Source organism: Bacteroides mediterraneensis (assembly GCF_900128455.1).
GTDB classification, from domain to species: domain Bacteria; phylum Bacteroidota; class Bacteroidia; order Bacteroidales; family Bacteroidaceae; genus Phocaeicola; species Phocaeicola mediterraneensis.
Genome location: NZ_LT635783.1, coordinates 3,132,239 through 3,157,621, shown reverse-complemented (window position 1 = coordinate 3,157,621; position 25,383 = coordinate 3,132,239). Strand labels below are relative to the sequence as shown.

At 45.1% G+C, this 25,383-nt stretch carries 18 protein-coding genes; 13 read left to right on the top strand and 5 right to left on the bottom strand.

Annotated elements, in window-relative coordinates; translation table 11 throughout:
* Positions 1-137: 137 nt before the first annotated feature.
* On the top strand, positions 138-1,709 hold the full coding sequence (locus BQ7480_RS13460) for a PCMD domain-containing protein (RefSeq protein WP_072543274.1): 1,572 nt from the start codon (positions 138-140) through the stop codon (positions 1,707-1,709).
* A gap of 74 nt (positions 1,710-1,783) precedes the next feature.
* Here the strand turns inward: BQ7480_RS13460 and BQ7480_RS13455 are convergent, their stop codons facing one another.
* Together BQ7480_RS13455 and BQ7480_RS13450 are read right to left on the bottom strand one after the other, a co-directional pair.
* Entirely contained in the window at positions 1,784-2,569 is a 786-nt protein-coding gene (locus BQ7480_RS13455) for a porin family protein (RefSeq protein WP_072543273.1), read from the bottom strand.
* A gap of 14 nt (positions 2,570-2,583) precedes the next feature.
* Entirely contained in the window at positions 2,584-3,702 is a 1,119-nt protein-coding gene (locus BQ7480_RS13450; protein WP_072543272.1) for a PCMD domain-containing protein, read from the bottom strand.
* Positions 3,703-3,972: 270 nt separating this feature from the next.
* Here BQ7480_RS13450 and BQ7480_RS13445 point away from each other — a divergent pair, with 270 nt between their 5' ends.
* Genes BQ7480_RS13445 through BQ7480_RS13415 form a run of 7 tightly spaced genes read left to right on the top strand, consistent with a single transcriptional unit; the run spans position 3,973 to position 13,184 of the window.
* On the top strand, positions 3,973-4,788 hold the full coding sequence (locus BQ7480_RS13445) for a DUF4493 domain-containing protein (RefSeq protein WP_210436335.1): 816 nt from the start codon (positions 3,973-3,975) through the stop codon (positions 4,786-4,788).
* A gap of 12 nt (positions 4,789-4,800) precedes the next feature.
* Positions 4,801-6,147: a DUF4493 domain-containing protein gene (locus BQ7480_RS13440; protein ID WP_083581826.1), complete on the top strand. Its 1,347-nt coding sequence runs from the start codon at positions 4,801-4,803 to the stop codon at positions 6,145-6,147.
* Positions 6,148-6,162: 15 nt separating this feature from the next.
* A complete protein-coding gene (locus tag BQ7480_RS13435) occupies positions 6,163-7,836 on the top strand; it encodes a DUF4493 domain-containing protein (protein ID WP_072543269.1) in 1,674 nt (557 codons plus the stop codon).
* Between the two features lie 8 nt (positions 7,837-7,844).
* Positions 7,845-8,573 (top strand): hypothetical protein, encoded by a 729-nt coding sequence (locus tag BQ7480_RS13430; RefSeq protein ID WP_072543268.1) that lies wholly within the window; start codon positions 7,845-7,847, stop codon positions 8,571-8,573.
* A gap of 11 nt (positions 8,574-8,584) precedes the next feature.
* On the top strand, positions 8,585-10,204 hold the full coding sequence (locus BQ7480_RS13425; protein WP_072543267.1) for a PCMD domain-containing protein: 1,620 nt from the start codon (positions 8,585-8,587) through the stop codon (positions 10,202-10,204).
* Positions 10,205-10,220: 16 nt separating this feature from the next.
* Positions 10,221-12,488: a DUF4493 domain-containing protein gene (locus tag BQ7480_RS13420; RefSeq protein ID WP_161946438.1), complete on the top strand. Its 2,268-nt coding sequence runs from the start codon at positions 10,221-10,223 to the stop codon at positions 12,486-12,488.
* 9 nt (positions 12,489-12,497) lie between these two features.
* On the top strand, positions 12,498-13,184 hold the full coding sequence (locus BQ7480_RS13415) for a DUF4493 domain-containing protein (protein ID WP_072543265.1): 687 nt from the start codon (positions 12,498-12,500) through the stop codon (positions 13,182-13,184).
* Positions 13,185-13,279: 95 nt separating this feature from the next.
* Here BQ7480_RS13415 and BQ7480_RS13410 read toward each other — a convergent pair whose 3' ends face one another.
* From BQ7480_RS13410 to BQ7480_RS13400, 3 genes are all read right to left on the bottom strand, one after another.
* Entirely contained in the window at positions 13,280-14,614 is a 1,335-nt protein-coding gene (locus BQ7480_RS13410; protein WP_072543264.1) for an NADP-specific glutamate dehydrogenase, read from the bottom strand.
* A 167-nt stretch (positions 14,615-14,781) separates the two neighbouring features.
* Entirely contained in the window at positions 14,782-14,961 is a 180-nt protein-coding gene (locus tag BQ7480_RS13405; RefSeq protein WP_072543263.1) for a hypothetical protein, read from the bottom strand.
* Between the two features lie 109 nt (positions 14,962-15,070).
* On the bottom strand, positions 15,071-17,356 hold the full coding sequence (locus BQ7480_RS13400) for an NADP-dependent malic enzyme (protein WP_072543262.1): 2,286 nt from the start codon (positions 17,354-17,356) through the stop codon (positions 15,071-15,073).
* Positions 17,357-17,791: 435 nt separating this feature from the next.
* Here BQ7480_RS13400 and BQ7480_RS13395 point away from each other — a divergent pair, with 435 nt between their 5' ends.
* From BQ7480_RS13395 to BQ7480_RS13375, 5 genes are all read left to right on the top strand, one after another.
* Positions 17,792-18,898: an efflux RND transporter periplasmic adaptor subunit gene (locus BQ7480_RS13395; RefSeq protein ID WP_394332657.1), complete on the top strand. Its 1,107-nt coding sequence runs from the start codon at positions 17,792-17,794 to the stop codon at positions 18,896-18,898.
* 97 nt (positions 18,899-18,995) lie between these two features.
* The gene (locus BQ7480_RS13390) at positions 18,996-22,226 is read left to right on the top strand and encodes an efflux RND transporter permease subunit (protein ID WP_072543261.1); all 3,231 of its coding nucleotides are present in this window, start codon (positions 18,996-18,998) and stop codon (positions 22,224-22,226) included.
* Positions 22,227-22,234: 8 nt separating this feature from the next.
* Positions 22,235-23,617 carry a TolC family protein gene (locus BQ7480_RS13385; protein WP_072543260.1) on the top strand — a complete coding sequence of 461 codons (1,383 nt, stop codon included), beginning with the start codon at positions 22,235-22,237 and terminating at the stop codon, positions 23,615-23,617.
* A gap of 22 nt (positions 23,618-23,639) precedes the next feature.
* Complete coding sequence (gene lpxA / locus BQ7480_RS13380) at positions 23,640-24,407, top strand: acyl-ACP--UDP-N-acetylglucosamine O-acyltransferase (RefSeq protein ID WP_072543259.1); 768 nt, start codon at positions 23,640-23,642, stop codon at positions 24,405-24,407.
* Positions 24,408-24,420: 13 nt separating this feature from the next.
* A complete protein-coding gene (locus BQ7480_RS13375) occupies positions 24,421-25,062 on the top strand; it encodes a TetR/AcrR family transcriptional regulator (RefSeq protein ID WP_072543258.1) in 642 nt (213 codons plus the stop codon).
* The last annotated feature ends 321 nt before the right edge of the window (positions 25,063-25,383 follow it).

The window sequence follows — 25,383 nt, the reverse complement described above, 5'->3', positions numbered from 1 at the left end:
AATGCATCTAGAAGTTAATTATTGAGGAATTGATTTGGGACAATTTGAAAAATCGGCAAAAAATAAGATAATTCGACCTTGCAGAAACAATGCATATTGATTTCCTTTGCAACTGTAATTTAAAACATAATCAAGAGATGAAAAAGAGCTTATTTTTTTACATGTTTGCCCTTTTGTGTGTGGTGAATTTGTTTACTTCTTGTAGTAAAGACAAATCAATAGAGATTCCTATTGATAGCGATTTGGCAGGTAAGTATAAAGGAAAACTAGATGTTTCCATTTCGCAAGGCGGTGTAGATATTCCGGGTGGAACGGTGAACTCACAAATTATTTCTGTGAGCAAAGCCGGCAATAATACGATTAGTCTGTCTATTACGGACTTCTCATTTATGGGAATAAAAATCGGAGACATCAACTTGAATGATTGTGCGTTGACAGCCAATGGCGATAAATATGAGTTTACCGGAGTGACTACGGTTGAGGCCGAACTGCTTACGGCAGGCGTAAATGCGACCGGAGTGATTAGCAACGGAACTCTGAATATGGATTTGGATATAGATGCCACGCTGACGGGTGGAGTCAAACAGGCCGTGAAAGTGACTTATTCAGGTACTCGCCTGACGGGAAACGAGAGCAGTGAGGCCAAAATCACTTCTTTTATCTTCGATAAGGCCGTGGCCGCAGTGGATTCTCTGGTTGTAGGCGAAACGACAATCAATGAAGAGGCAAAGACCATTACTTTTATGGTTGCCGATACGGCAAAGGCCGCCTATTTGACGGCTCTGGTACCTACCATTGAAGTTTCGGCCGGAGCGACGGTGGTTCCAGCCAGCGGAGAGGCACAGGATTTCTCAAATGGCAAGGTGGTGACTTACACTGTAACTGCTGAAGACGGTACGGTGGCTGCCTATAAGGTTTCAATCAGTTCGAAAGTACTGGCTTTGAATTTTGAAGACTGGACTTACGACGACACTTATCATTATTATACCCCGGCAGGCCCTTATGCTTCGACAAACGGAGGAAGCGCTATTGTGTATAGTTCTTTGGAAGGGGTTGCTGCCAGTCATCCGGAAGTGGTGGTACCTCCTTACTGCGTGACTCAAGAAACGAAAGACGTGAAGGAAGGCACTACAGCTGCCTGCCTGCAGACCGTCAGTCTGCTGCAAGCCAAACAAGACCTGAAAAATTATGGCGGATTTGTAGGGGCATTGATGGCCACCATGGCACCGAACATTACGGCAGGAAGTTTGTTTATGGGTACATTCGAACTGAATGCGGCAGCACCTTTGAAATCGACCAAGTTTGGCGTGATGCATGAAGGAAAGCCCCTGAAATTCTCAGGATGGTATAAGTACACTCCGGGTGAGACCTATTATGACAAAGACGCGAATGCCGTAGCCGACAAAGTGGATGAATGTGACATCTATGCGGTGTTGTATGAGGCGGAAAGTGAAAGCTTCGTGTTGGATGGGGAAACCATCAAGCAGGCCGATGCGCCTATCGTGATGCGTGCGGGCATTGAGAATGGCGGTGCGACCGACTGGAAGAAATTTGACTTGAACTTCGAGGAAGTGAACGGCAAATCTTACGATGCCAATAAGAAATATAAAATAGCGTTTATCTGCACCTCCAGTAAGAACGGCGATGTGTATGAGGGCGCTCCCAACAGTAAATTGCTGCTGGACGATTTGCAGATTACCTTCGAATAATAATAAGGTAGAGGTTACTATAAAGAAAAGGGCTGAGGTTTGCGTCTCAGCCCTTTCCTTTATATAAGGTGTAATCAGAACTCATATCCGAATCCCAGGTTCAGGTAAATGGGATACATGGCAAAAGAGACCGTGGTGAAGTCTTTCTGGAAAATGTCGTTCAGTCCCCAGGTCAGGTCGGCATGGATGTTCAGGTGTTTGTAGGCTTTCCATTCTCCGCCTACCTGCAGGCCCCACTGAAACCGGCGGAGGTTGTCCGAGAAATCGTATGCAGCCTTGTTCTCTCCTTCAAAATTAACGCGGCTTCCGCTGGCATCGGGTGTACGCAGATGTCCTTCATATACATTCCCGGAAAATTCTCCGTTTATCATGTAAGAGAAATACGGTCCCGCCATCACTTTCCAGCGGTTGCTGATACGGTAGTTTGCCAGAACCGGGATGGTGAGGTAAGACATTTTCACGGTAGTCTTTACTCCTCCCGTCCAGAGGCCTTTTATTTTCCCTCCGGTTTCGCTGAAGATTTCCATGCCATAGTTCTTTACGGTAGCTTTGGTATCCATGTCTTTTTTGTCGAGCCGCAGCCCCAGGCTGACGCCCCACTTCTGTTTTGCGTCCAGCCATTTGGTGGCATTTCCTTCCAAGGTGATGGCCAACCCGGGCGAATAGCTGTCCAAGCTTCTGATTTCCTTGGGCAGAGGAAGGGGAGAAGTTCCTCCTATATTAATTCCGGCCTTTATTTCATAGTCCAGTCCGTGTGAGGACAGCCATGCCAGACCTTTGTGGGAGGCAGACTGTGCGTGACTCGTCAGAGTGAAGCCGCATAAGAACAGGGCCAATAGGGGTAGTATATATTTTTTCATGTTTTTTCTATCGGTTAGTTTTCACAAATAATTTCCACTTCATCTATCCACAATTCGCTGCCGACTGCCCCTTGGAAGTAGGCTCCCATGACGCTGGAAGAGAACACCACGGCAAGTTTGTATTTTCCGTTCTTCAGGTCTTCGGCATTGAGAGTCTTCCCGTTTTGGGGAGTAAACTCCAGGTCAAACTTTTTCCAGTCGTTTGTTTCTGTCATTTCCTGTTCCGGGATACGGGCCAAAAGCACGATGTGTTCATCGATTCCCGTCCCGTCCGGGAAAAGATTGCCGTCGAGCGAGAAGTCGCTGCTGGGAGCTTCATAGAGTGCGGCATAGATGTCGCCTCGGTCCTTTTTCCCTGGCACTGCGTTGCCCGCCTTGTCGGTAAAGGTTTCTCCCGCCTTGTATTTGAACCAGCCGGTCATTCGGGAGGGGCGTTTGGTGAAAGGAAATCCCATGTGAGTGGCTTGCAAGGGAGCCAGTACGGCATTCTGGGTGTCAAAGGAACCGATAAATAAATTTCCGGCGGCGATGGGCATCCCCAGTGGTTTACCGAAACTGCCGGTACTGAGTGTCGTGAGTTTGGCGCATTTTCCGGAATAGCCCTCGGGAGACTGTACGGTGGGGTATTGCGTTTCGTTCAAGGCCATGCCGCTCAGGTCGTATCCGGGATTCCCGCTTGCCCATTGCATGATGCCCGATGCGTTTGTCAGATATAAGACATGGTAGGGAGTGACGGTTTTCAGTTCCTCGAAAGAGTAACTTGTGGGTAAGGCCAGCTTGTTTATCCGTATAAGGTATTCGGTCTGTGTATTTCCGTCTTCGGAGGTTACCACAAAATGTCTGGAGGCGTGCTGGCTGAAATCATACAAAGGAGGGCGGTCGTTTGTTTCTGTTTCCTCCGCCTGGATGGAAGCGCCTTCAGGCAAGGTGAAAACCAGTTCCTGTTGGGAAATGTCGGTTCCGTCCAACACATAGACTTCCACCTCTTTCCTTAAATGGTCGATGGTGGCAGACTGAATCTGTGCTCCGGCGCAGCCGTCTATGGCTGCTTCTACATTGGGTGCCTCGTCCTGAATGCAGGAACTGAAGATGAGGCTTAACAAGCATCCGGATAAAATGTACTTTGAATTCATTTGGTTGATAGTTTTCAGTTTAGTATTGTATTTGCAAAGGTATAAATTTTTTCATAGGATGCTCCAGTGGGGTTCGATGGAATTTTAAAAATAGACCATTGAATTACTTTATAAAATGGTTTTTTATACTAATTATCAGATAAAAGGGATGATTATTTCTAATGTATTATTAAAAATCAGCCAAAAATAAAAAAAAAAGACCTTGTGAGGATTTTGGAATTGGTGTTACTTTGCACACTGAAAAAAGAAAAATTTTATTATCAAATGAAGATGAGAAACTATTTAAAGGCGTTTTTTTCATTGGCGATACTTCTTTTCTTGGGAAGTTGCAGCAGTGAGAAAGAACAGGAGAGTATTTCTGGACAAGGCAGCGTAATGATTGATTTGTCAACGAACCTGTCTTACAAGAGCCGCTCAATTGATGAGAGCGCTTATCAGAATGTACAAAATTACAAAGTGTCTCTGTATAAAGGGGAAGAAGCTGTTTATACGGACAAACTTTATGGGGATTTGGAGGTAGACCAAAAGGTTGATTTTGGAGTTCCTTACACATTGGTTGCTTATTATGGAGAAGACGTACCGGCTGGTTACGATAAACTCTATGTGAAAGGCAGCCAGACATTTACTGTGGCTCAGGGGGATAGAAAAACAGTGAATGTGACTTGTAAGCCTGCAAATGCAAAAATGAAGCTGGTTTACAAAGGCAACGATGACAGCGATACCTTTGAAGATTATTTTGGAGATTGCACCGTTTCTGTCAAGACTGACTACATGGACAAGGCATGGACGATGAACAAATCGAACGAAGGACAGGAATTGTATCTGAAGACCGGCGACGAAGGTGTGAAAGCTACTTTGTCGTTTGCCTTGACAGATAAAAGTGGTTCTCCTGTAACAGTGGAAGGCTTTGAGGATATGAAAGAGATAAATTTGCAGCCGTGTTACTCTTATACTTTGACTATTAAACCGAATAGTACGGATATTGCAGGAGGTAAGTTTGGACTGACTGTAACGGTAGATGACGGTGTGACAGAACAAGAAGTGACAGTGGTTATCCCGGGCGAATATATTCCAAGTTCAAAATAAAAGACGAAAGATATGAAAAGATATAAAGGTTTAATTTGGCTTTTGGGCCTTATGTTAGGATTTTCATCTTGTGAGATGCGTGATGAAATCTTAGGCAAGAATGAATTAGGCGAGAATGCCGGTACGCTGGAGCTTAGTTTGTCTTCAGTTTATAATGGGGTCGAAATGAGTCGTGCCACTGAAATTGTAGATGGCGGTACAACTACTGGCAATTTCAACGAGGAAGATGTAAATGTAGATGGTTATACGCTGGTTGTTACCAATACAGATACACAGGAAGAAGTGGAAAAAGCACTTGTCAGCGAATTGAAGAATGAAGAAGGCAAGGTGGTAATTCCATTGACTGAAGGTAATTATTCAGTGAAGGCTTATAATTACGAGGGTGAAAATGTGACGGTTTCAGAGCGCCCGTATTTCAAGGGAGAACAAACTTTCTCTGTGAAAAAAGGAGTTTCTACCAATGTGAATCTGTCTTGTAAACTTTCATGTGTGGAAATTCAATTGGGTGTGACAAGTGCATTTACAGAATCTTTCAAGGATGATTATGCGATTACGGTAGATAATGGGGATGGAGCTACTCAAGTCTTTGATAAAGAAAACTTGGGTAAAAAGTATTATTTTCAGACTCCTGAACAGCAAAATCATTTGACGGTTTCAGTTAAAGCTACTTCCATAGAAGGTAACTTTATTGAACTGAATGCCACCGTACAGAAACCTGAAGACGCAGAAGGAGGTATTGCAGACTTGGCAGACGGTGACTCTTTCTTGATTAATCTGACAGACGAAGGTTCTACAGATTCTTATCTTTCTATTGGCTTGACTGTGGATCTGACCTTCACAGAAGTGGGAGAAACCATCGAAATTCCGGTAGGGAATATCATTTATGACGGTCCTAGTGTGCCGACTCCCGGTGAGGATCCTGAACCTACGCCAACACCAGAAGAGTCCATTACTTTTGAAGGATTACCTGCCACTTATACTTGTACATACGGAGACTCTGATATTGCAGGCTTGCAGGATGTGCGTATCTTGGCTCCCAAAGGAATCAAAAATTTAAATGTGACTATTTCCGGAGAAATCGCCAGTCTTCTGTTTATGGTTGATTTACCTGCTACATTTGATATTTGTAATATGGATGAAGACCTTAAAACTAAGATTGTAGGGTTAGGTCTTGTTACAGACGAGGAATATACCCAGTTGCATGCAGGTACATGTACTGACTTTACATTTAAGCTGGGAGGTTTATTAGTTTTGATTCCACAGGTCGTAAGTTCTGGAAATAGTACGTTTAACTTATCAGTTTATGATGGAGTAAATACAAAAGCCGGCGATATTACAGTTGTTGTAAATCCAAAATAAGGGGAGTAAAAAGTTATGAGATTAACAAATATAATGATTGGATTGTTTCTGGGGATGGGTTTGGTTTCTTCCTGTCAGTCAGAAATAGAAGAAGCCCAAGGATATGGCTATCTTCAGTTATCTTCCGTTGATGTGAATAAGAGTGTGACGACTCGTGCCGATGTGACAAGTTCGGAAGCAATTGCTGTGGACGTATTGGATGAATCGGCATCGGTTGTAAAACATGCGGATGATTGGAAAGAATTAAATGATGTGCTGTTGCCTGTAGCAACTTATACTATTAAAGCTTATTCGGCTGATAAAGATAAAGAGGCACAAGGTTTTGATGCAGCTCCTTATTACGAAGGACAGACTGAAGTGGCCATTGAAGCAAATAAGGCAAAAGCTGTGGAAGTGACCTGCAAATTGGCTCAGTCTATGGTGTCTGTCAGTTATTCAGAAAGCTTTAAGAATGTATTTACAGATTATGCTTGCTCCATTGAAGGGGCTGATGCATTGAGCATTTCTTTTGCAAAAGACGAAACTCGTGCGGCATACGTGAAATCCGGACAGGCTTTGACTTTGAAGGTTGATTTTGGAAGTGGAAAAGTTTTCTCTCAGGAAATAACCGATAACGCAGAAGCTGCTTATTATTATAAGGTGAACCTGGATATTACAGAAGAAGGTAATGCTTCATTTGATATTACAGTCGATCAGACCATTCATCAATATGATGTCACAGTAAAAGTGCCCACGAAGCAGGATAATCCGGATTTGAAAACGGATGATATAAAATCGGATGTATCTAAAGTATGGGGCCAGTTCGCTTATTTGTCAGGTGCTTGTAATTTGGAAGAAATCACCTCACCGGTACAGTTCCGTTATAAAAAGAAAACTGATTCGGAATGGATTACGGTAGAGGCTGTTCAGGAAGAAGGTACAAAGAATTATTCAGCCAAAGTATCCCCATTGGATTTCAATACGGAATATGAATATTATATCTTGTGTGGGGATAAGACGGGTGAGACTCGTAGCTTTACTACAGAAGCTTTTGAAGCAATACCTAATTTGGGCTTTGAAGATTGGTCGCAGGAGGGTAAAAATTGGTTCCCAAATACAGATGCTTCGAATAGTTATTGGGCAACGGGTAATAAAGGAGTTACCATTGGTGGTAGTTCAAATAGTACGGGAGTTTCAGATTCTCACACAGGATTAGCAGCTCGATTGGAAACCGTAGAGGTTAATGCTTTCATTGTCAAGGTAAAAGCTGCGGGAAATATTTTCATTGGAAGTTATGAAACCAATATTTCAGATCCTGCGTCAAGTGTAACATTTGGTAGACCTTATGCAGGTGCCCGTCCTACGAAATTGTCTGGATACTTTAAGTATCAGCCGGGAGCTACGATGTCTAGTGGAAGTGTGCCTGCCGATCGTACTTTGACCTCAGATGAATGTGATATTTATGTAATGCTTTGGTCGGGAGACGAAACGATTGGTGAAGGACATTTTATTACTAATCAGACAGTTTCTGAATATACTCGTTTTGAAATACCAGTTGAATACACAGTCACCAATAAGCGTCCGGATAAGATTACTATCGTGGCAACTTCCAGTCGTTACGGTGGATACTTTAGCGGAATCAATGTAATTGGACAGCTGGCGGTTGGCAGTACCCTTTGGGTAGATGATTTTGAATTGTCATACTATTAATATTTTTCATGAAGAAATATTTGATTCTATTTTTAACTTTTTTGTGCGTCACTTCGGTGTACGCACGAAAAAGTTATGATCGTAATATAAAGCCTTCTCTTTTTGTACCCAAAGGTTCCTGGATGGGAGGTGTGACTTTCTCCTATATGGAATTGACGGGAGATAACTATAAGTTTCTTATATTGGACGATATAAACGGAGAGGGATATACCTTTAAAGTGAGTCCGTATGCGGGCTATTTTTTTCGGGATAATATGGCGGCTGGCCTTCGTCTGAATTACAATCGTACTTATGCCGATTTGGGAAGTATAAATTTGGATTTGGGGGATGACTTGTCGTTTGACATCAGTGACTATAAGTATCTGGAACATGAATATACGGCTTCTGGTTTCTTGCGGACGTATATGGGACTGGGAAATAGCAAGGTGTTCGGATTCTTTAATGAACTGCGGCTGACTTATGGCTATGGGGAAGGAAAGACTTTGTCGGGTTCAGACGAGAAAGCGACAGGTACTTACCAGACAACGCACAGCCTGCAGATTGGTGCGGCTCCAGGTTTGACGGCTTTTGTGACCAACAACATGGCGGTGGAAGTTTCCATCAATGTGGTGGGATTGAAATTCAAATGGGCGGAACAGACTACAAATCAGGTGGAGCATGGTTCCTATCGCCAGAGTTCGGCGGACTTTAAAATTAATATATTTTCGATTAACATCGGAATTTGTACCTATTTTTAAATTGACAGATTATGCTTGTAAAAGCTTTGAAGTATAGCTTTATATCTTTCTTGTTACTGAACTTGTCTTCTTGTATTGAGAATGACATCCCTTATCCGTATATTGAAGGAGTGATTCAGGAAATCCAGGTGGAGGGGATGCAGGGAGAAGCCGTGTTCAATAATCAGACACATACGATTGAACTGACTATAGGTGAAGATGCTTTTATAGACAGTTTGCCAATTACAAAATTGGTGGCTAATGCGGAGGCATTGATTTATCCGGATTCGACGGCTTGTATCAAACCTTCCGGTTTTCCGGATTTCAGCTTTTCTTCTTTGGATGAGTTACCGGCCAATGCCAATACGGCAGTGAATTTTACCAATCCGGTAAGTGTCTTGCTGAAGACGTATCAGGATTATTGGTGGAAAATTACGGTAAAACAGGAGATTGAGCGTACCATTGAAGTGGAAAATCAATCGGGTACGGCTCCTTTGCTGGATTTGGAAACTCATGTGGCGATTATTTATGTGACGGATGAGGCGGATTATAGAAACATAAAAATCAACAAATTGAATCTGGAAGGTTCTAAGACGGTATTGGAACCTGCTGCGGAAACGGTGACCGATTTTACACGGCCTCGTGTGTTTAAGGCCTATCGGAACGGGCGTTACATTTGCGACTGGACAGTGGATGTGCAGAAGTCTTCTGTGCCTGCTTCGGTGGAAAGCGTGAATGCATGGGCCACGAAGGCGTATATCAGCGGCAGCTTCCGGGCCGGAACCGAATTGGCGGTAGAATATCGTGTGCAGGGAGAAGAAGAATGGACTGCTTTGGATGCGGCTTCCATAACGACAACTGGTACTCGTTCTTATTCGGCTACTTTGACCGGACTGAAAAGCGGAACAAATTATGAAGTGCGTGCGCTGGCGGATGGAGGTGCGGGAGAAGCACTTTCTTTCCAGACCGAAACTATCGTGACGATTCCGAATATGAATTTTGATACGTGGACCCAGAGCGGAAAAACCTGGTATCCGAATCCGGTAGCCAACAATTTGGATGATGCGCAAGCATACTGGGCAACAGGAAACGAAGGGGTGACCATTTATAAGGAATCGAGTACGGTGCCTGTGACAGGAAGTGATGCGTATCGTGGAACCTCAGCCAAATTATATACCTATGGTGATATCCTTTTGGTAGGAGCTGCTGCCGGTAATCTTTTTATTGGTACCTATAAGACGAATATGGGGACTCCCGAGTCTAGTCCTTCTTTTGGACGTCCGTATTCGGGTGCACGTCCTACGAAGTTAAGCGGATATTATAAGTATAAGTCCATGCCTATCACTTACAATGGGACGGTTCCGGGAAACTTGAAGAATGACCAATGTCAAATTTACTTGCGGTTGTGGAATGCAGCTGGTCAGGAAATCGCTTATGGAGAGTTTACGGGTACTGAGACAGTGACGGAATACAAGAAGTTTGAGTTTGATATCAATTATACGGATACAATATCTAAGCCTGCGAAGATTACAATTGTGGCTACTTCCAGCAAATATGGAGGTGAGTTTGATGAAAATGGAAAGAAGGTCATCGGTCAAGTAGGTGACGGTAGTACATTATGGGTAGATGAATTTGAATTAAGTTATGAGTAAAGGAACAGATAGAGATATGAAGTGGTTTAGTAGTCTTTTATTAGTGCTGTTGGGCTTATGGTTGGGAGGATGTCAGGAGGAAGACGATTTGCGTTCTTCTGCTCAGACGGGTTTCCAGCTTACTTTGACGGATGAAGCAGACCAGGCTTATTCACGTACGGCACCTTCTGCACTGGAAAAGCCGTTGGCATCCATGTTTCAGTTGCGTGTGACAGATGCTACGACTGGTAAGGTTGCCTATTCTGGAGAATGTACCGAATCGGTCTTGGTGAAAGAAGGTACATACAATCTGACGGCTACTTATGGAGACAATCCTGTCATCGCATTGGATGAGCCTTATTATATGGGTACACTGGAAAATCAGCAAGTCATAACGGGGCAGATGACTTCGGCTACGATTCCATGTGCGGTGGCAAATGCGTTGCTCTCAGTGAATTATAATACGGAAAGTCTGCAGAAAGTCTATAAGGATTATGCGGTGACTGTTTCTGTCGGCGATCAGTCGGTAGAAGTGGAGGCTTCTACGGGTGAGAGTGCGTATTTTCAGGCGGGTTCTACCGTAAAGCTTGTTTTTCATGGACATTTGCTGGGTACAGGTCAGGAAGTATCGTATGATATCGCTGAACCTGTCATTCCGGAAGATCCTGATTTGAAACCCTTTACCAATATCCCTGCAAAAACACATGTGAAAATCATGCTGGGAACGGATGGAACAACTTCATCGGGTGCCGGTATTTCGGTGGAAAAGGTGGAAGTTTCTACTGTTTCTGTGACTGAAACTTTGCCTTTGGAATTCTTGCCGAAGCCTAAACTGGAATCGGAAGGTTTTGAAAACAATGTACTTTCTTTTGTGGAAACAGAAAAGAAACCTGCGATTATTAATTTGATGTTGTCTTCTCCTCTGCAGGATATCAAACTGAAATTTGATTCTAAAGATGAAAAATTTGCTGGATTGGTTGAAAAGGAATATTTGTTGTCAAATGCAGACGATAAGGCGGCTGTGGAGAATGCTTTGGGTATTACTTTGCCGGAAATCGGTGCGACAGAGGGAAGTCTTGATTTTACGTCTTTGATTCCTCAGTTGATGACAGACGCGGGAAATACGGTTTCTTCTACCATTACGGTGGATGTGGAAGCCAATAATCGCTGGGCTAGTGAGGATGAGGCCGTTAACAGGGTATACACCTTGAAATGCAACAAGCCGGAGTTCAGTATTGCTGTGGATGAAAGGAATTGCTGGTCGAGAGAGTTTACCATAGACGAAGTAAATGTAACAGCTGGAGATCCGGAAACAATAAAAGCGAATCTGGTTTATCAGTATTATGACGGATCGAAGTGGATTGATTGTACTACTCGTGAAGCTGCCAAAGGACGCATTCAGCAGTTTACACAGCGTGCAGAAGACATCTCAAACAAAGTATATAAAGTGCGTGCGCTGTATCGTGGGGTGATTGCTTCTGCTGAGGCGGAAGCTACGCTGGAAACACCGTTGCAATTGCCGAATTCGGGAATGGAAGAATGGACGGATGATAATTATAAGAATGATTACTATTCTTTTAATCCTTGGAAAGAAAAAACAGATTGTCATTGGGATACAAGTAACCTGTTTACGACAAGACATAGACACAATTCATCATTTTTGGGCATATCAACAATGGCCCATTATAATGGTTTCCATTCTGTTTCGTATACTCCAAATGCGCATTCTGGAAATTTAGCTGCTGAAATTAGAAGTACTGCTAATGGACGTGGAAATACGACTGGGGTTGATGCTAAAGATTATAATAAGGTGGCTGGTGAATTGTTTACAGGTACCACAAATGTAACGATGGGAACCAGTGGAGTATTGGGAGATGCTGATGGTAGCAAAGATACGTATGAGCGTATAAAAGATGCTTCGTTCTATAATCGTCCTACTGCTTTGAAGTTCTGGTACAAGTATGCTCCATATACTTCTGACACGTGGCAAGCGCATATTGAGTTATTAGACGAAGGTAAGAATGTAATTATTCAGAAAGATTATACCTCTTCGGAAGCGAAAGGAGATTGGACTGAGGCTGTTGTGGATTTGGATTATGTGGATGAAACATTGTATTCAAAATGTAAATATATTTATGTGATCTTTAGTTCTACAATAAATGCAGGAGCTAATATGCCATATCAGAAGATAACTCAGACATTTTATATTCAGAATGGAAGTGCCTTGTCTGAAATGTCTTTTGATGATGCGTATGTAGGTAGTGTGTTAACTATTGACGATATTTCCTTGGTTTACGACAAATAAAGAAGAACGATGAAAAAGAATATAGTATATATTTTATTGGGAATTTTTCTGCTGGCAAGCTGTCAGCAGGAAAATGAGATTCCTTCAGGAAAAGGTTATTTGTCTGTAGAAGGGATTGAATTGCAGTCGCAAGTGATGACGGAAGTCGCTTCGCGTGCGGTGGATGAAAGTTTGACTGTAGATTTGTATAAAGGAGAGCAATTTGTTCGTACTTTGACTCCGGAAGAGATGCAAAACAAGATTGAATTGGAGCCGGCTACCGATTATATGCTGAAAGCGTATAGTGCAAACTATGGAAAGGAATCTACTTGGGACAATGAAACCAAAGGAGAACCAGTCTATTATAAGGAGGTGTCTTTTGTCGTGACAGAAGGTACCACAACTGCTGTGGAGGTGCAGGTACCTATGATTACTTTCGCGGTTTGTTTGAATTTGACGGCGGTGACGGGCGACTGGCTGCAAGGTTATACTTTTACCGTGACTTCCGGGAATCGGTCGGTTGGACTCCTTGATGGAGAAACGGCTTATTTCCCTTATTCGGATTCTTTCAATTATCAGTTGTCCGTTACTAACTCGGATGGAGAATCAAAGGAACAGTCGGGTAGTTGGGGAACGGAGAATGGGAAAACGGTAGAACAGAATACGGTGTATACTGTGACTTATAATTGGGCTACACAGAAGTTGGCGGTGGAATAACCGACAATCACAATCATTCATCACAACATAAAAAACCGGGTGAAACCTGAATCTTCAAGTTCCACCCGGTTTTTGTGTAATATTAAAATCAAGCGTTATACAATACCTTGGGCCATCATGGCATTGGCCACTTTCATGAATCCGGCTACGTTGGCACCCTTCACATAGTTGATGTAACCGTCGGGTTCCGTACCGTATTTCACGCAAGCTTCGTGGATGTTCTTCATGATGCTCTTCAGTTTTTCATCCACTTCTTCCTGAGTCCAGCTCAGCTTGATGGAGTTCTGTGTCATTTCCAGACCGGATACAGATACACCACCAGCATTGGCAGCCTTACCCGGAGCGTAGAGAATCTTGGCTTCCTGGAACACACGGATAGCTTCTGGAGTAGAAGGCATGTTGGCTCCTTCGGATACGGCAAATACACCGTTCGCAATCAAAGCTTTCGCATCGTCGCCGTTGATTTCGTTCTGAGTGGCAGAAGGAAGGGCGATGTCAGCTTTTTCATTCCATGGACGTGCACCTGCTACGTACTTGCAGCCGTATTTCTCTGCATATTCACGGATACGTCCGCGGTAGAGGTTCTTCAGTTCCATGATGTAGTCCAGTTTCTCACGGTCGATGCCGTCCGGATCGTAGATGTAACCGTCGGAGTCGGACATGGTGACTACTTTGGCTCCCAGCTGAATCAGTTTTTCTACGGTGTACTGTGCTACGTTACCGGCACCGGATACCAAACAGGTCTTGCCCTTGATGTCGATGTTACGGGTTTTCAGCATTTCGAGCAGGAAGTAGATGTTACCATAACCGGTAGCTTCCGGACGGATGAGTGAACCACCGAATTCACGGCCTTTACCCGTCAGTACGCCACTGAACTCGCGGGTCAGTTTCTTGTACATACCGAACATGTAGCCTACTTCGCGACCGCCTACACCGATATCACCGGCAGGAACGTCGGTTTCAGGACCGATGTGGCGCCACAATTCCAACATGAAGGCTTGGCAGAAACGCATGACTTCGGCGTTGGACTTGCCACGCGGAGAGAAATCGGATCCACCTTTACCTCCACCCATCGGCAGAGTGGTCAGTGAGTTCTTGAAGGTCTGTTCAAAAGCCAGGAACTTCAGGATTCCCAGATTTACGGAACTATGGAAACGGATACCGCCTTTGTACGGGCCAATGGCGTTGTTGTGTTGTACGCGGTAACCCATGTTGGTGCGGATGTTGCCTTTGTCGTCCATCCAAGTGACACGGAACTGATATACGCGGTCAGGAATACAAAGACGTTCAATCAAATTGACTTTATCGAATTCAGGATGCTTGTTGTATTCCTCTTCGATGGTTCCTAACACTTCTTCTACTGCCTGATGATACTCAGGTTCATTGGGGAATCTTCTTTTCAGATCTTCCAGAACTTTCGCTGCATTCATAATTTAAAAGATTATCTGTCTTATTTATTGGTTTGATTAATTTGCTTAATCGTTTTATTTGTTGTTTGATGTGCCAAAAATATAGATAAAATTTCTTTCATGCAACAATAAATCAAGAAAAGTGAGTAAGAAGTGTCAAAAATATCTATTTAGTAACTTATTTGTGTTTATTTGTTTCTGTTTTTAAGTGACTTGATGACGGGGATAAATACCAAGGCTCCCGAAATCAGTATCATGACAATGAGCGGTCCGTCTATTTTGGGGGTGGAAGTGAGGACCAGAAAGCACAGGGCAGCCCAGCAGAGGGTCAGGATGACACATTGGGTGTGGTTAAGCGGTTTTCTCATAGTTGTAAGTTGGAAATAAATGATACACGGAGGAACAGACGGGCAAGGGGAACATGTCAGGTTTTCTTGCGTCCGTACCTCCGTGTGGATTTAATGGATTATGAAACGCTTATTGCGCTTTTTTCTTTTTGTCGACGATGGCATCGATGCAGGCAATGGCGGTGATATTGACGATGTCGCGCACGGAGCTCTCGATGTCTGTAAAGTGAATCGGTTTGTTCAATCCCATCTGAATCGGGCCGATGACCTCCGTTTCGCTCATGCTTTGGATAAGCTGGTAGGTGGCGTTGGCAGAGCTCAGGTTCGGGAATACCAGTGTGTTCACTTCCTTTCCTTTCAGGCGGGTGAAAGGATATTTCTCGTCACGGAGTGCATTGTTCAGGGCAAACTTCACTTGCATTTCGCCGTCGATAGCCAAATCGGGGTATTCCTGATGGAGCTGGCTCACAGCTTCGTGTACCTTGGCCGGGCTACCTTCAGTGTCGGAACCGAAATTGGAGTAGGACAGCATGGCCATCACGGGTTCCTGATTGAAGAAACGTACGGCTTTGGCCGACAGCTTGGCAATGTCAATCAGGGTATCGGTATCCGGATGACGATTAATCAGGGTATCGGCAATGAAATAGGTGCCTTTCTTGGAGTTCAGGATGTGCATGGTACCGAAATGTTTGTATCCCGGCTGGATGCCGATGACTTCCTTGGCCACCTTGATGGTGTTGGAATACTTGGTGTACAGTCCGGTAACAAATGCATCGGCTTCACCGGTTTCTACCATCATCATACCGAAGTAGTTGCGTTCGAACATCTTGTCGTTGGCTTCCTGGAAGTTGGCGCCTTCGCGGGCACGTTTCTCGCAGAGGATGCGGGCGTAACGTTCGCGGCGTTCGGCTTCGCGGTCGTGACGCAGGTTGACAATTTCAATGCCTTCCAGGCTAAGGTCGAGTTCTTTGGCCAGTTTCTCGATACGTTCTTCGTTACCCAGCAAAATCGGGTGACAGATGCCTTCGGCCTTGGCTTCTACGGCAGCCTTCAGCATATTGGGGTGGATACCTTCGGCAAAGACCACACGCTGCGGGTTGTGGCGGGCCGTTTCATACAGCTGGCGGGTCAGTTTGTTCTCTTGTCCCATCAGTTCTTTCAGGCGGTTTTTATATTCGTCCCAGTCGGTAATCTGTTTGCGGGCCACGCCGGATTCCATGGCAGCTTTGGCTACGGCCATGGAGACTTCGGTAATCAGACGAGGGTCTACCGGTTTCGGAATGAAATATTCCGGTCCGAAGGTCAGATTGTTTACATGGTAAGCTTCGTTGACCACGTCGGGTACCGGTTTCTTGGCCAGTCCGGCGATGGCACGTACGGCAGCCAGTTTCATTTCTTCGTTGATGGCTGTGGCACGGGTATCGAGGGCACCACGGAAAATGTAAGGGAATCCGATGACGTTGTTGATTTGGTTCGGATAGTCGGAACGGCCCGTAGACATCAATACGTCAGGGCGGGAAGCCATGGCGTCTTCGTAGGAGATTTCCGGAGTAGGGTTGGCCAAGGCGAACACAATCGGATGGGAGGCCATACTGCGCACCATATCCTGTGTCAGGACGTTTCCTCTGGACAGTCCGAGAAATACATCGGCACCTTTGATGGCTTCTGCCAAGGTGTGGATGTCGGTACGGTCGGTTGCAAAGAATTTTTTCTGTTCGTTCAAATCGGTACGTTGCTTGGAGATGACTCCCTTGCTGTCAATCATGACAATGTTTTCCAGACGGGCACCCAGTGAGACGTAGAGTTTCGTGCAGGATACGGCAGAAGCACCGGCTCCGTTGACCACGATTTTCACGTCTTCAATCTTCTTGCCTGCCACTTCCAACGCATTCAACAGACCGGCGCTGGAGATGATGGCTGTACCATGCTGGTCGTCGTGCATCACCGGTATGTCCAGTTCTTCTTTCAAACGCTGTTCTATCTTGAAGCACTCGGGCGCCTTGATGTCTTCCAGGTTGATACCTCCAAAGGTCGGGGCAATGGCCTTCACAGCTTCAATGAACTTGTCGGGGTCTTTTTCGTTTACTTCGATATCGAACACGTCGATGCCCGCATAGATTTTAAACAGCAGGCCTTTTCCTTCCATGACGGGCTTTCCACTCATGGCACCGATATCACCCAGTCCCAGTACGGCGGTTCCGTTGGAAATCACAGCCACCAGATTGCCTTTATCGGTATAGTCGTAGGCTGTATCCGGATTTTTCTGGATTTCCAAACAAGGTTCTGCTACTCCCGGAGAGTAAGCTAATGACAAATCCCTCTGTGTCTGATAGGGCTTCGTGGGGACTACTTCGATTTTACCCGGTTTGCCCTGCGAATGGTAGAGCAAAGCGGCCTCTTTTGTTATTTTTGTCATATTTTCTTTCTTTTTAGATGGTTGCAAAGAATAAAGTGTCGCGCAAATGTAGGAATAAAATAACAAATGGACTGTTTTTTTCTGAAAAAAACTATAAAACGGATTTTGTTGATATTTTTTGTCGATGTTTATCGTCAATTGGTCGGATTAATTCGGCGATATGTAATTATATCTCCGTATTATGGTTATTCTTAGTTAAAGACCGTTTTTCAGGCTGCATTTTTTTGCTATATTTGCACCATTAAAAACTAAAAAAAGGCTTAAAGTTTTCTTTTCAACGGAGAACTTTTTATTTTGAGAGAGTGAAGAATAAAATCAATTTTTAGTATGAAAATAAGTATGAGCACAAAAAGAAACAGAAGTCTTTCTTCTAGCCGAGTGGCATTCTATGCATTGACTCTTTCGGTTCTGACTGCGTGTGGTGGTCAGGGGGGTATGAAAATGGGTGATGACCAATTTGCGGTAGAGGCGGTTGCATTTACTTCCAGCAATCAGTCAACTCAGTACCCGGCAACAATCAAGGGTTTACAGGACATCGAAATCCGTCCTCAAGTTTCAGGTTTTATTGTCAAGCTGTGTGTGGATGAAGGTGCGACCGTTCACAAAGGACAGGCATTGTTCCAGATTGATCCGACACAGTACAAGGCTGCATACGACCAGGCTAAAGCGAGCGTGGCTTCAGCCAAAGCTAACCTGGAAACTGTGACTTCTACGGAGGCCAATAAGAAGATGCTGCACGAACAGAAGATTATCAGTGACTTTGAATATCAGACTGCGGTCAATAATTTGCTCTCTGCAAAAGCCAGTCTGGCTCAGGCAGAAGCTGCTTATGCGGCAGCCAAACAAAACTTGGGATTCTGTACGGTAACCAGTCCGTCGGACGGTGTGATTGGTACATTCCCGTATCGTGTGGGGGCGCTGGTTAGTCCGTCGGTTGCAGAACCGCTGACTACAGTTTCTCAGATTGGCGATATGTATGTGTATTTCTCTATGACTGAAAAGCAGTTGCTGGCCTTGACCCGTGCAGGAGGTACACTGAAGGAACAGCTGGAAAAGATGCCGGCCGTGAAACTGCAGCTGGCCGATGGAACCATGTATTCAGAAGAGGGTAAGATTGATGCTGTAAGTGGAGTTATTGACCAGAGCACCGGTTCTGTAAGCATGCGTGCCATTTTCCCGAACAAACAGAATGTATTGCGTAGTGGAGGTATGGCCAACGTTGTATTCCCTTACACCATGAATGATGTCATTCTGATTCCTCAGTCCGCTACTCAGGAAATTCAGGACAAGAAGTTTGTGTATGTGTTGCAGTCAGACAATACCATCAAACATACGGAAGTACAGATTTCTAATTTGAACGACGGGAAAAATTACATTGTAACAGGTGGTTTGAAACCGGGCGATAAAATTGTAGTGGAAGGTGTCCAGACTTTGAGCGACGGACAGAAGATTACTCCGATTACTCCAGCTGAAAAGGAAGCGAAGTATCAGAAAGCTTTGCAGGATCAGAAGGAGGGTAACATCCAGACAGCTTTTAATTAATAAATAAAGTTCGTAGGTTTTAGGGAAATCTTTGCGTCGCATGCGTGCGAGGATGAAACAGAGTTCCCGGAACTGTAACAAAAATAGTAATTAAAGAATGAAACTAGATAAATTTATTAACCGTCCGGTGCTATCAACGGTAATCTCTATCTTGATAGTCATTTTGGGTGTGATTGGTCTGGCTACTTTGCCAGTTACACAATATCCGGACATCGCGCCTCCTACCGTATCGGTAAGAGCTACTTATACAGGTGCGAACGCACAGACTGTATTGAACTCAGTAATTGCTCCGCTGGAAGACCAGATTAACGGTGTGGAAAACATGATGTACATTCAGTCCAGTGCATCCAACAACGGTTCAGCAGATATCAGTGTATATTTTAACCAGGGTACTGACCCGGATATGGCGGCGGTCAACGTACAGAACCGTGTTTCTATGGCACAGGGTCTGTTGCCGGCCGAAGTAACCAAAGTCGGTGTGACTACACAGAAACGTCAGAACTCTATGTTGTTGATTTTCTCTTTGTATGATGCGGAAGATAAATACAACATTGAGTTTATTGAAAACTACGCCAAAATTAACTTGATTCCGGAAGTACAGCGTGTAAAAGGTGTAGGTGATGCCAACGTGATGGGACAGGACTATTCTATGCGTATCTGGTTGAAGCCGGATATCATGGCACAGTACAACCTGGTACCAGCAGATATCTCCAATGCTTTGGCTGAACAAAATATTGAAGCCGCTCCGGGACAGTTTGGTGAGCGTGGTAATCAGACATTCCAGTACACCATCCGTTACAAAGGACGTCTGCAACAGACGGAAGAATTTGAAAATATCGTCATCAAGGCTCTGCCCGACGGCGAAGTGCTTCGTCTGGGAGATGTGGCCCGTATCGAGTTGGGTCGTTTGGCTTATACCTTTAATAATACGGTAAACGGTCATAAGGCTGTAACTTGTATCGTGTTCCAGATGGCAGGAACCAACGCTACGGAAACCATCAACAACTTGTTGGATGTAATCAGTAAGGCGGAAGAAAGCTTGCCTGCCGGTTTGAAGATTAACGTGGCACAGAATGCCAACGACTTCTTGTATGCGTCTATCCACGAAGTTATCAAGACTTTGATTGAGGCATTTATCCTGGTGTTCATTGTAGTGTATATCTTCTTGCAGGATATGCGTTCCACATTGATTCCGGCCATTGCCATTCCGGTGGCCTTGATTGCAACGTTCTTCGTTTTGAAGCTGATTGGATTTAGTGTGAACTTGCTGACACTTTCGGCGATGGTGCTGGCCATTGCGATTGTGGTCGATGATGCCATTGTGGTGGTGGAAGGTGTCCATGCAAAACTGGACCAGGGATATAAATCTTCGCGTGAGGCTTCCATTGACGCCATGAGTGAACTGGGTGGTGCATTGGTTTCCATTACATTGGTCATGATGTCCGTGTTTATCCCGGTAAGTTTCATGGGTGGTACAGCCGGTACATTCTACCGTCAGTTTGGTATTACCATGGCCATCTCTATCGCCTTCTCTGCATTGAATGCCTTGACTTTGTCACCGGCCTTGTGTGCTCTCTTCCTGAAACCGCATGATTCAGAACATAAACCGAAGAAGATGAGCATGATTGACCGTTTCCATACTTCCTTCAACGCAGCCTACGATTCTTTGCTGAAGAGTTATAAGAAACGTGTAGTCTTCTTTATTCATAAGAAATGGCTGGCAATGGGATTGGTAGCCGCTTCTATTGTGCTGTTGATTTTCTTCATGAAGATTACTCCGACAGGTATGGTGCCGAACGAAGATACAGGTACTATCATGGGTGCCGTGACATTGCCTCCTGGTACTTCACAGGAACGCGCCATGGAAGTGTTGGCTAAGGTAGACAGTCTGGTAGCCGCAGAACCGGCTGTTCAGTCACGTACTATCATTTCCGGTTACAGCTTTATCGGTGGTCAGGGACCTTCTTACGGTTCTGTCATCATCAAGCTGAAAGACTGGGAAGAACGTTCACTGATGCAGAATTCAGATATTATTTATGCGACTTTGTTTATGCGTGCGCAGAAAGTCATCAAGGATGCACAGGTATTGTTCTTTGCTCCTCCGATGATTCCGGGTTACTCTGTATCAAGCGATATCGAGTTGAACATGCAGGATAAGACCGGTGGTAGCCTGGATCACTTCTTTGAAGTGGTGAACAGTTATACTGCTGCCTTGGAAGCACGTCCGGAAATCAACTCTGCGAAGACTACCTTCAACCCGAGCTTCCCGCAGTATCAGCTGGATATCGATGCGGCAGCTTGTAAGAAAGCAGGTATCAGCCCGAGCGACATTCTTTCTACCATGCAGGGATACTTCGGTGGTCTGTACGCATCTAACTTCAACCGTTTCGGTAAGATGTACCGTGTAATGATTCAGGCAGAACCGGATGCCACCAAGAACATGGAATCGCTGAATGGCGTGAAAGTTCGTGGAAGCAATGGCGAAATGGCTCCTATCACTCAGTTTGTCAGCCTGAAGAAAGTATATGGCCCGGATATCATCAGCCGTTTCAACCTGTACACTTCTATGAAGGTGATGGTGGCTCCGGCTTCCGGATATACGTCAGGTCAGGCACTGCAGGCTATTGCAGAAGTAGCCAAGGAAAATCTGCCGACCGGATTTGGTTATGAGCTGGGAGGTATGGCACGTGAAGAGGCTTCTTCAAGTGGTAGTACGACAGGTATCATCTTTGTGCTCTGTTTTGTATTCGTGTACCTGTTGCTGAGTGCCCAGTACGAAAGTTACATTCTTCCGCTGGCCGTATTGCTTTCCGTGCCGTTCGGTTTGATGGGTAGCTTTATCTTTGTCAACGGATTCGGTGCACTGGGTAGCATCCCGGCCTTGAAGATGATTGTCGGTTCCATGTCAAACGATATCTACATGCAGATTGCCTTGATTATGTTGATGGGTCTGTTGGCAAAGAACGCCATCTTGATTGTAGAGTTCGCCCTCGATCGTCGTAAGCAAGGTATGAGCATCTCATGGGCTGCCGTACTGGGTGCCGCCGCTCGTCTGCGACCTATCTTGATGACCTCTTTGGCCATGATTGTCGGTTTGCTTCCGTTGATGTTTGCCTTTGGTGTAGGTGCCCACGGTAACCGTACATTGGGTTCTTCCGCTATCGGTGGTATGTTGATTGGTATGATTTTGCAGATTTTCATCGTCCCTGTATTGTTCGTCATTTTCCAGTGGCTGCAAGAAAAGGTAAAACCGATGGAATGGGATAGCCTCGATGAAAGCGAAGTAGAGTCTGAAATTGAACAGTATTCTCCTAATACGCATAAATAAGATTGATAATGAAAAAACAGATAATAGGAATGATGTGTCTGACTGCCATGATGAGCAGCTGCCACATTTATAAAGCTTACGACCGTCCGGAAACGATAGATGCCTCAGGCATCTATCGCGACCCGGCTTCGGCGACCGATACGTTGGCTTCGGACACAGCCAACATGGGAAATCTGCCTTGGAAGGAAGTGTTCCGTGATGCAAAACTGCAGGCTTTGATTGAAGAAGGCCTTGCCAATAACGTGGATATGCAGGCTGCTGCGCTTCGTGTAGAGGAAGCGAAAGTGATGCTGACGGCAGCAAAACTGTCTTACCTGCCCACTATAAACTTTATTCCTCAGGGAACGTTGAGCAGCTTTGACAAGTCGAAACCGACACAGACTTATCAGTTGCCGGTTTCTGCCAGCTGGGAGATTGACTTGTTCGGGAAAATCCTGAATGCCAAGCGGGGACAGAAAGTAGCTTACGAACAGAGTAAGTATTCTGAACAGGCTGTACGCTCACAGATTATTTGCGGTATTGCCAATACCTATTACTCTTTGCTGATGCTCGACCGTCAGGTGGAAATCACGACTGAAACGGCCGCTATCTACAAGGAAAACGTACGGGTGATGGAAGCCATGAAGATTGCCGGTATGACTACCGAGGCTGCTGTAGCACAGATGCGTGCAGCCAGCCATCAGGTAGAGGCTTCTTTGCTCGACTTGAAACGTCAGGTACGTGAAACAGAAAACTCACTGGCTGTCTTGCTGGCAAAGGCTCCGCAGCCTATCGACCGCAGTACACTGGATGAACAGGTGATGCCGGAAGAGCTGACAGCCGGAGTGCCGATGCAGTTGTTGGAAAATCGTCCGGATGTGAAGATGGCCGAAATGACCTTGGCTGCAGCATATTATACGACTAATTCGGCACGTGCCGCTTTCTATCCGGGATTGAATATCACGGGTACCGCCGGATGGACGAACAGTGCAGGAATGGCAGTGCTGAATCCGGGTAAATTGATTCTGAATGCGGTGGCTTCACTGGCTCAGCCTATCTTCAACAATGGTAAGCTGATTGCCAACTTGAAGGTATCGAAAGCGGAAGAAAAGATTGCACAGATGAATTACCAGCAGACTATTCTGGAAGCAGGTAAGGAAGTGAGCGACGCGCTGTTCCTGTACGACACGCAGAACAAGAAACTGGTGGAAGACCGTGGACAGGTAGACCAGCTGGATAAGGCGGTAACCTACACCAAGGCTTTGTTCCAGAGCGGGGATGCCACTTACCTGGAAATCCTGACCGCACAGCAGAACTTGTTGAGCGCCCAGCTGAGTGAAGTTTCCGACAACTTCCAGCGTATGCAGGCTGTCATCAACCTGTACAGCGCACTGGGTGGAGGAAGAGAATAAGTAACCTTAAATATGAAGAAACATGATTAGTCCTTTAGCTTATGTGGATCCGTCGGCCAAACTTGGCAAGAATGTGACGGTACATCCATTTGCCTATATCGACAAGAACGTAGAGATAGGCGATGATAATGTGATTATGCCCTATGCCAGCCTGATGAGTGGCACGCGCATGGGAAACGGAAATACAGTTCACCAGGGAGCAGTCGTTGCGGCTGTTCCCCAAGATTTTGCTTATACAGGGGAAGATACACTGGCCATTATCGGAAATCACAATGTGATTCGTGAGAATGCCGTGATTATCCGTGGTACTCATGCTTCGCATGCCACAAAAGTGGGCAACAATAACTTTATCATGACAGGTGCCCGTTTGTCACACGATGTGGAAGTGGGAAACGGCTGCATCATCGGTAATGGGTCTCAGGTTTCCGGTAACTGTATTATTTACGATTGTGCTATTCTGACGTCCAATGTGCTGATGCAAGGCAACACGCGTTTGGGTAGTTATTCGCTGGTACAAGGCGGATGTCGTTTCATCAAAGATATCCCTCCTTATATTGTCGCTGCCCATGAACCTATTTCATTCTACAGCATCAATACGAAGGTGTTGGAATATACCGGTATTTCTGAAACGGTGATTAAGCACATCGCACAGGCTTACCGTATCCTGTATAAGGCCAATACATCACAGCACGACGCATTGGCCCGTATTCGGGAACAGATTCCTCACGGACCGGAAATTGAGAATATCCTCCAGTTTGTGGAATCTTCTCAATTAGGTATTATCCATTGATAGAGAAAGACTGATGGCAGGAAGAAGAAGAGAGAGCAACCGTGAGGAGCTGAAAGTGCGCATCGTAGATACTGCGGCAAAGGCTTTTAAGCGTTCGGGCATTAAAGCTGTCCACATGGACGATATCGCAGGTTCACTTTCCATTTCCAAGCGGACACTTTATGAATTGTTCGGAGACAAGGAGCAGTTGTTGCTCGAGGTCTTCAGCTTTTATCGCCAGCGGGTCAATCAGGATATGCAAGAGATTACTTCCAGAGCGGAAAACGTGCTGGAAGTAATCCTTACTTTTTATGAACGTAAAGTCAACGAGTTGTATCAGGTGAATCCTTTGTTCTTCCGCGATTTGCGCAAGTATCCCAAGGTGTTGGATTTCATACATGAAGAGCAGCGGCGAAACGATGCGGACGCCGTGAAATATTTTCAAAAAGGGGTGGAACAAGGTATTTTTCGGGACGACATCAATTTTCTGATTATCAATCAGACCATGGCCATGCAGATGGATTTGCTGATTTATTCTGATATCACGCTGCATTATCCGCTGGCCGAGATTTACAGTGAAATTACCATTCTCCACATGAGGGGCATCACCACGGAGAAAGGTAACCGAATGGTAGATGAATTCTTAAAGAATATCCGGGAAAAACGTCGGAAATAAGCTTTCGTATCCTAATTCTTCAATCTTTAGATAAGCTAGGCTGCGCCTCGGCATAGTCAAAATCAGAAAACTGCGTTTTCTATTTGCCTCTGCACTCGGCTTTCACTATCTTTAGATAAGCTAGGCTGCGCCTCGGCATCGTCAAAATCAGAAAACTGCGTTTTCTATTTGCCTCTGCACTCGGCTTTCACTATCTTTAGATAAGCTAGGCTGCGCCTCGGCATCGTCAAAATCAGAAAACTGCGTTTTCTATTTGCCTCTGCACTCGGCTTTCACTATCTTTAAATAAGCTAGGCTACGTCTCGGCATAGTCAAAATCAG

Coding starts and splice junctions, on each gene's coding strand:
- BQ7480_RS13450 (WP_072543272.1), bottom strand. CDS start 3,702: ATGAATTCAAAGTACATTTTATCCGGATGCTTGTTAAGCCTCATCTTC.
- BQ7480_RS13425 (WP_072543267.1), top strand. CDS start 8,585: ATGCTTGTAAAAGCTTTGAAGTATAGCTTTATATCTTTCTTGTTACTG.
- lpxA (WP_072543259.1), top strand. CDS start 23,640: ATGATTAGTCCTTTAGCTTATGTGGATCCGTCGGCCAAACTTGGCAAG.
- BQ7480_RS13455 (WP_072543273.1), bottom strand. CDS start 2,569: ATGAAAAAATATATACTACCCCTATTGGCCCTGTTCTTATGCGGCTTC.
- BQ7480_RS13430 (WP_072543268.1), top strand. CDS start 7,845: ATGAAGAAATATTTGATTCTATTTTTAACTTTTTTGTGCGTCACTTCG.
- BQ7480_RS13410 (WP_072543264.1), bottom strand. CDS start 14,614: ATGAATGCAGCGAAAGTTCTGGAAGATCTGAAAAGAAGATTCCCCAAT.
- BQ7480_RS13385 (WP_072543260.1), top strand. CDS start 22,235: ATGAAAAAACAGATAATAGGAATGATGTGTCTGACTGCCATGATGAGC.
- BQ7480_RS13420 (WP_161946438.1), top strand. CDS start 10,221: ATGAAGTGGTTTAGTAGTCTTTTATTAGTGCTGTTGGGCTTATGGTTG.
- BQ7480_RS13415 (WP_072543265.1), top strand. CDS start 12,498: ATGAAAAAGAATATAGTATATATTTTATTGGGAATTTTTCTGCTGGCA.
- BQ7480_RS13390 (WP_072543261.1), top strand. CDS start 18,996: ATGAAACTAGATAAATTTATTAACCGTCCGGTGCTATCAACGGTAATC.
- BQ7480_RS13435 (WP_072543269.1), top strand. CDS start 6,163: ATGAGATTAACAAATATAATGATTGGATTGTTTCTGGGGATGGGTTTG.
- BQ7480_RS13375 (WP_072543258.1), top strand. CDS start 24,421: ATGGCAGGAAGAAGAAGAGAGAGCAACCGTGAGGAGCTGAAAGTGCGC.
- BQ7480_RS13400 (WP_072543262.1), bottom strand. CDS start 17,356: ATGACAAAAATAACAAAAGAGGCCGCTTTGCTCTACCATTCGCAGGGC.
- BQ7480_RS13440 (WP_083581826.1), top strand. CDS start 4,801: ATGAAAAGATATAAAGGTTTAATTTGGCTTTTGGGCCTTATGTTAGGA.
- BQ7480_RS13460 (WP_072543274.1), top strand. CDS start 138: ATGAAAAAGAGCTTATTTTTTTACATGTTTGCCCTTTTGTGTGTGGTG.
- BQ7480_RS13445 (WP_210436335.1), top strand. CDS start 3,973: ATGAGAAACTATTTAAAGGCGTTTTTTTCATTGGCGATACTTCTTTTC.
- BQ7480_RS13405 (WP_072543263.1), bottom strand. CDS start 14,961: ATGAGAAAACCGCTTAACCACACCCAATGTGTCATCCTGACCCTCTGC.
- BQ7480_RS13395 (WP_394332657.1), top strand. CDS start 17,792: ATGAAAATGGGTGATGACCAATTTGCGGTAGAGGCGGTTGCATTTACT.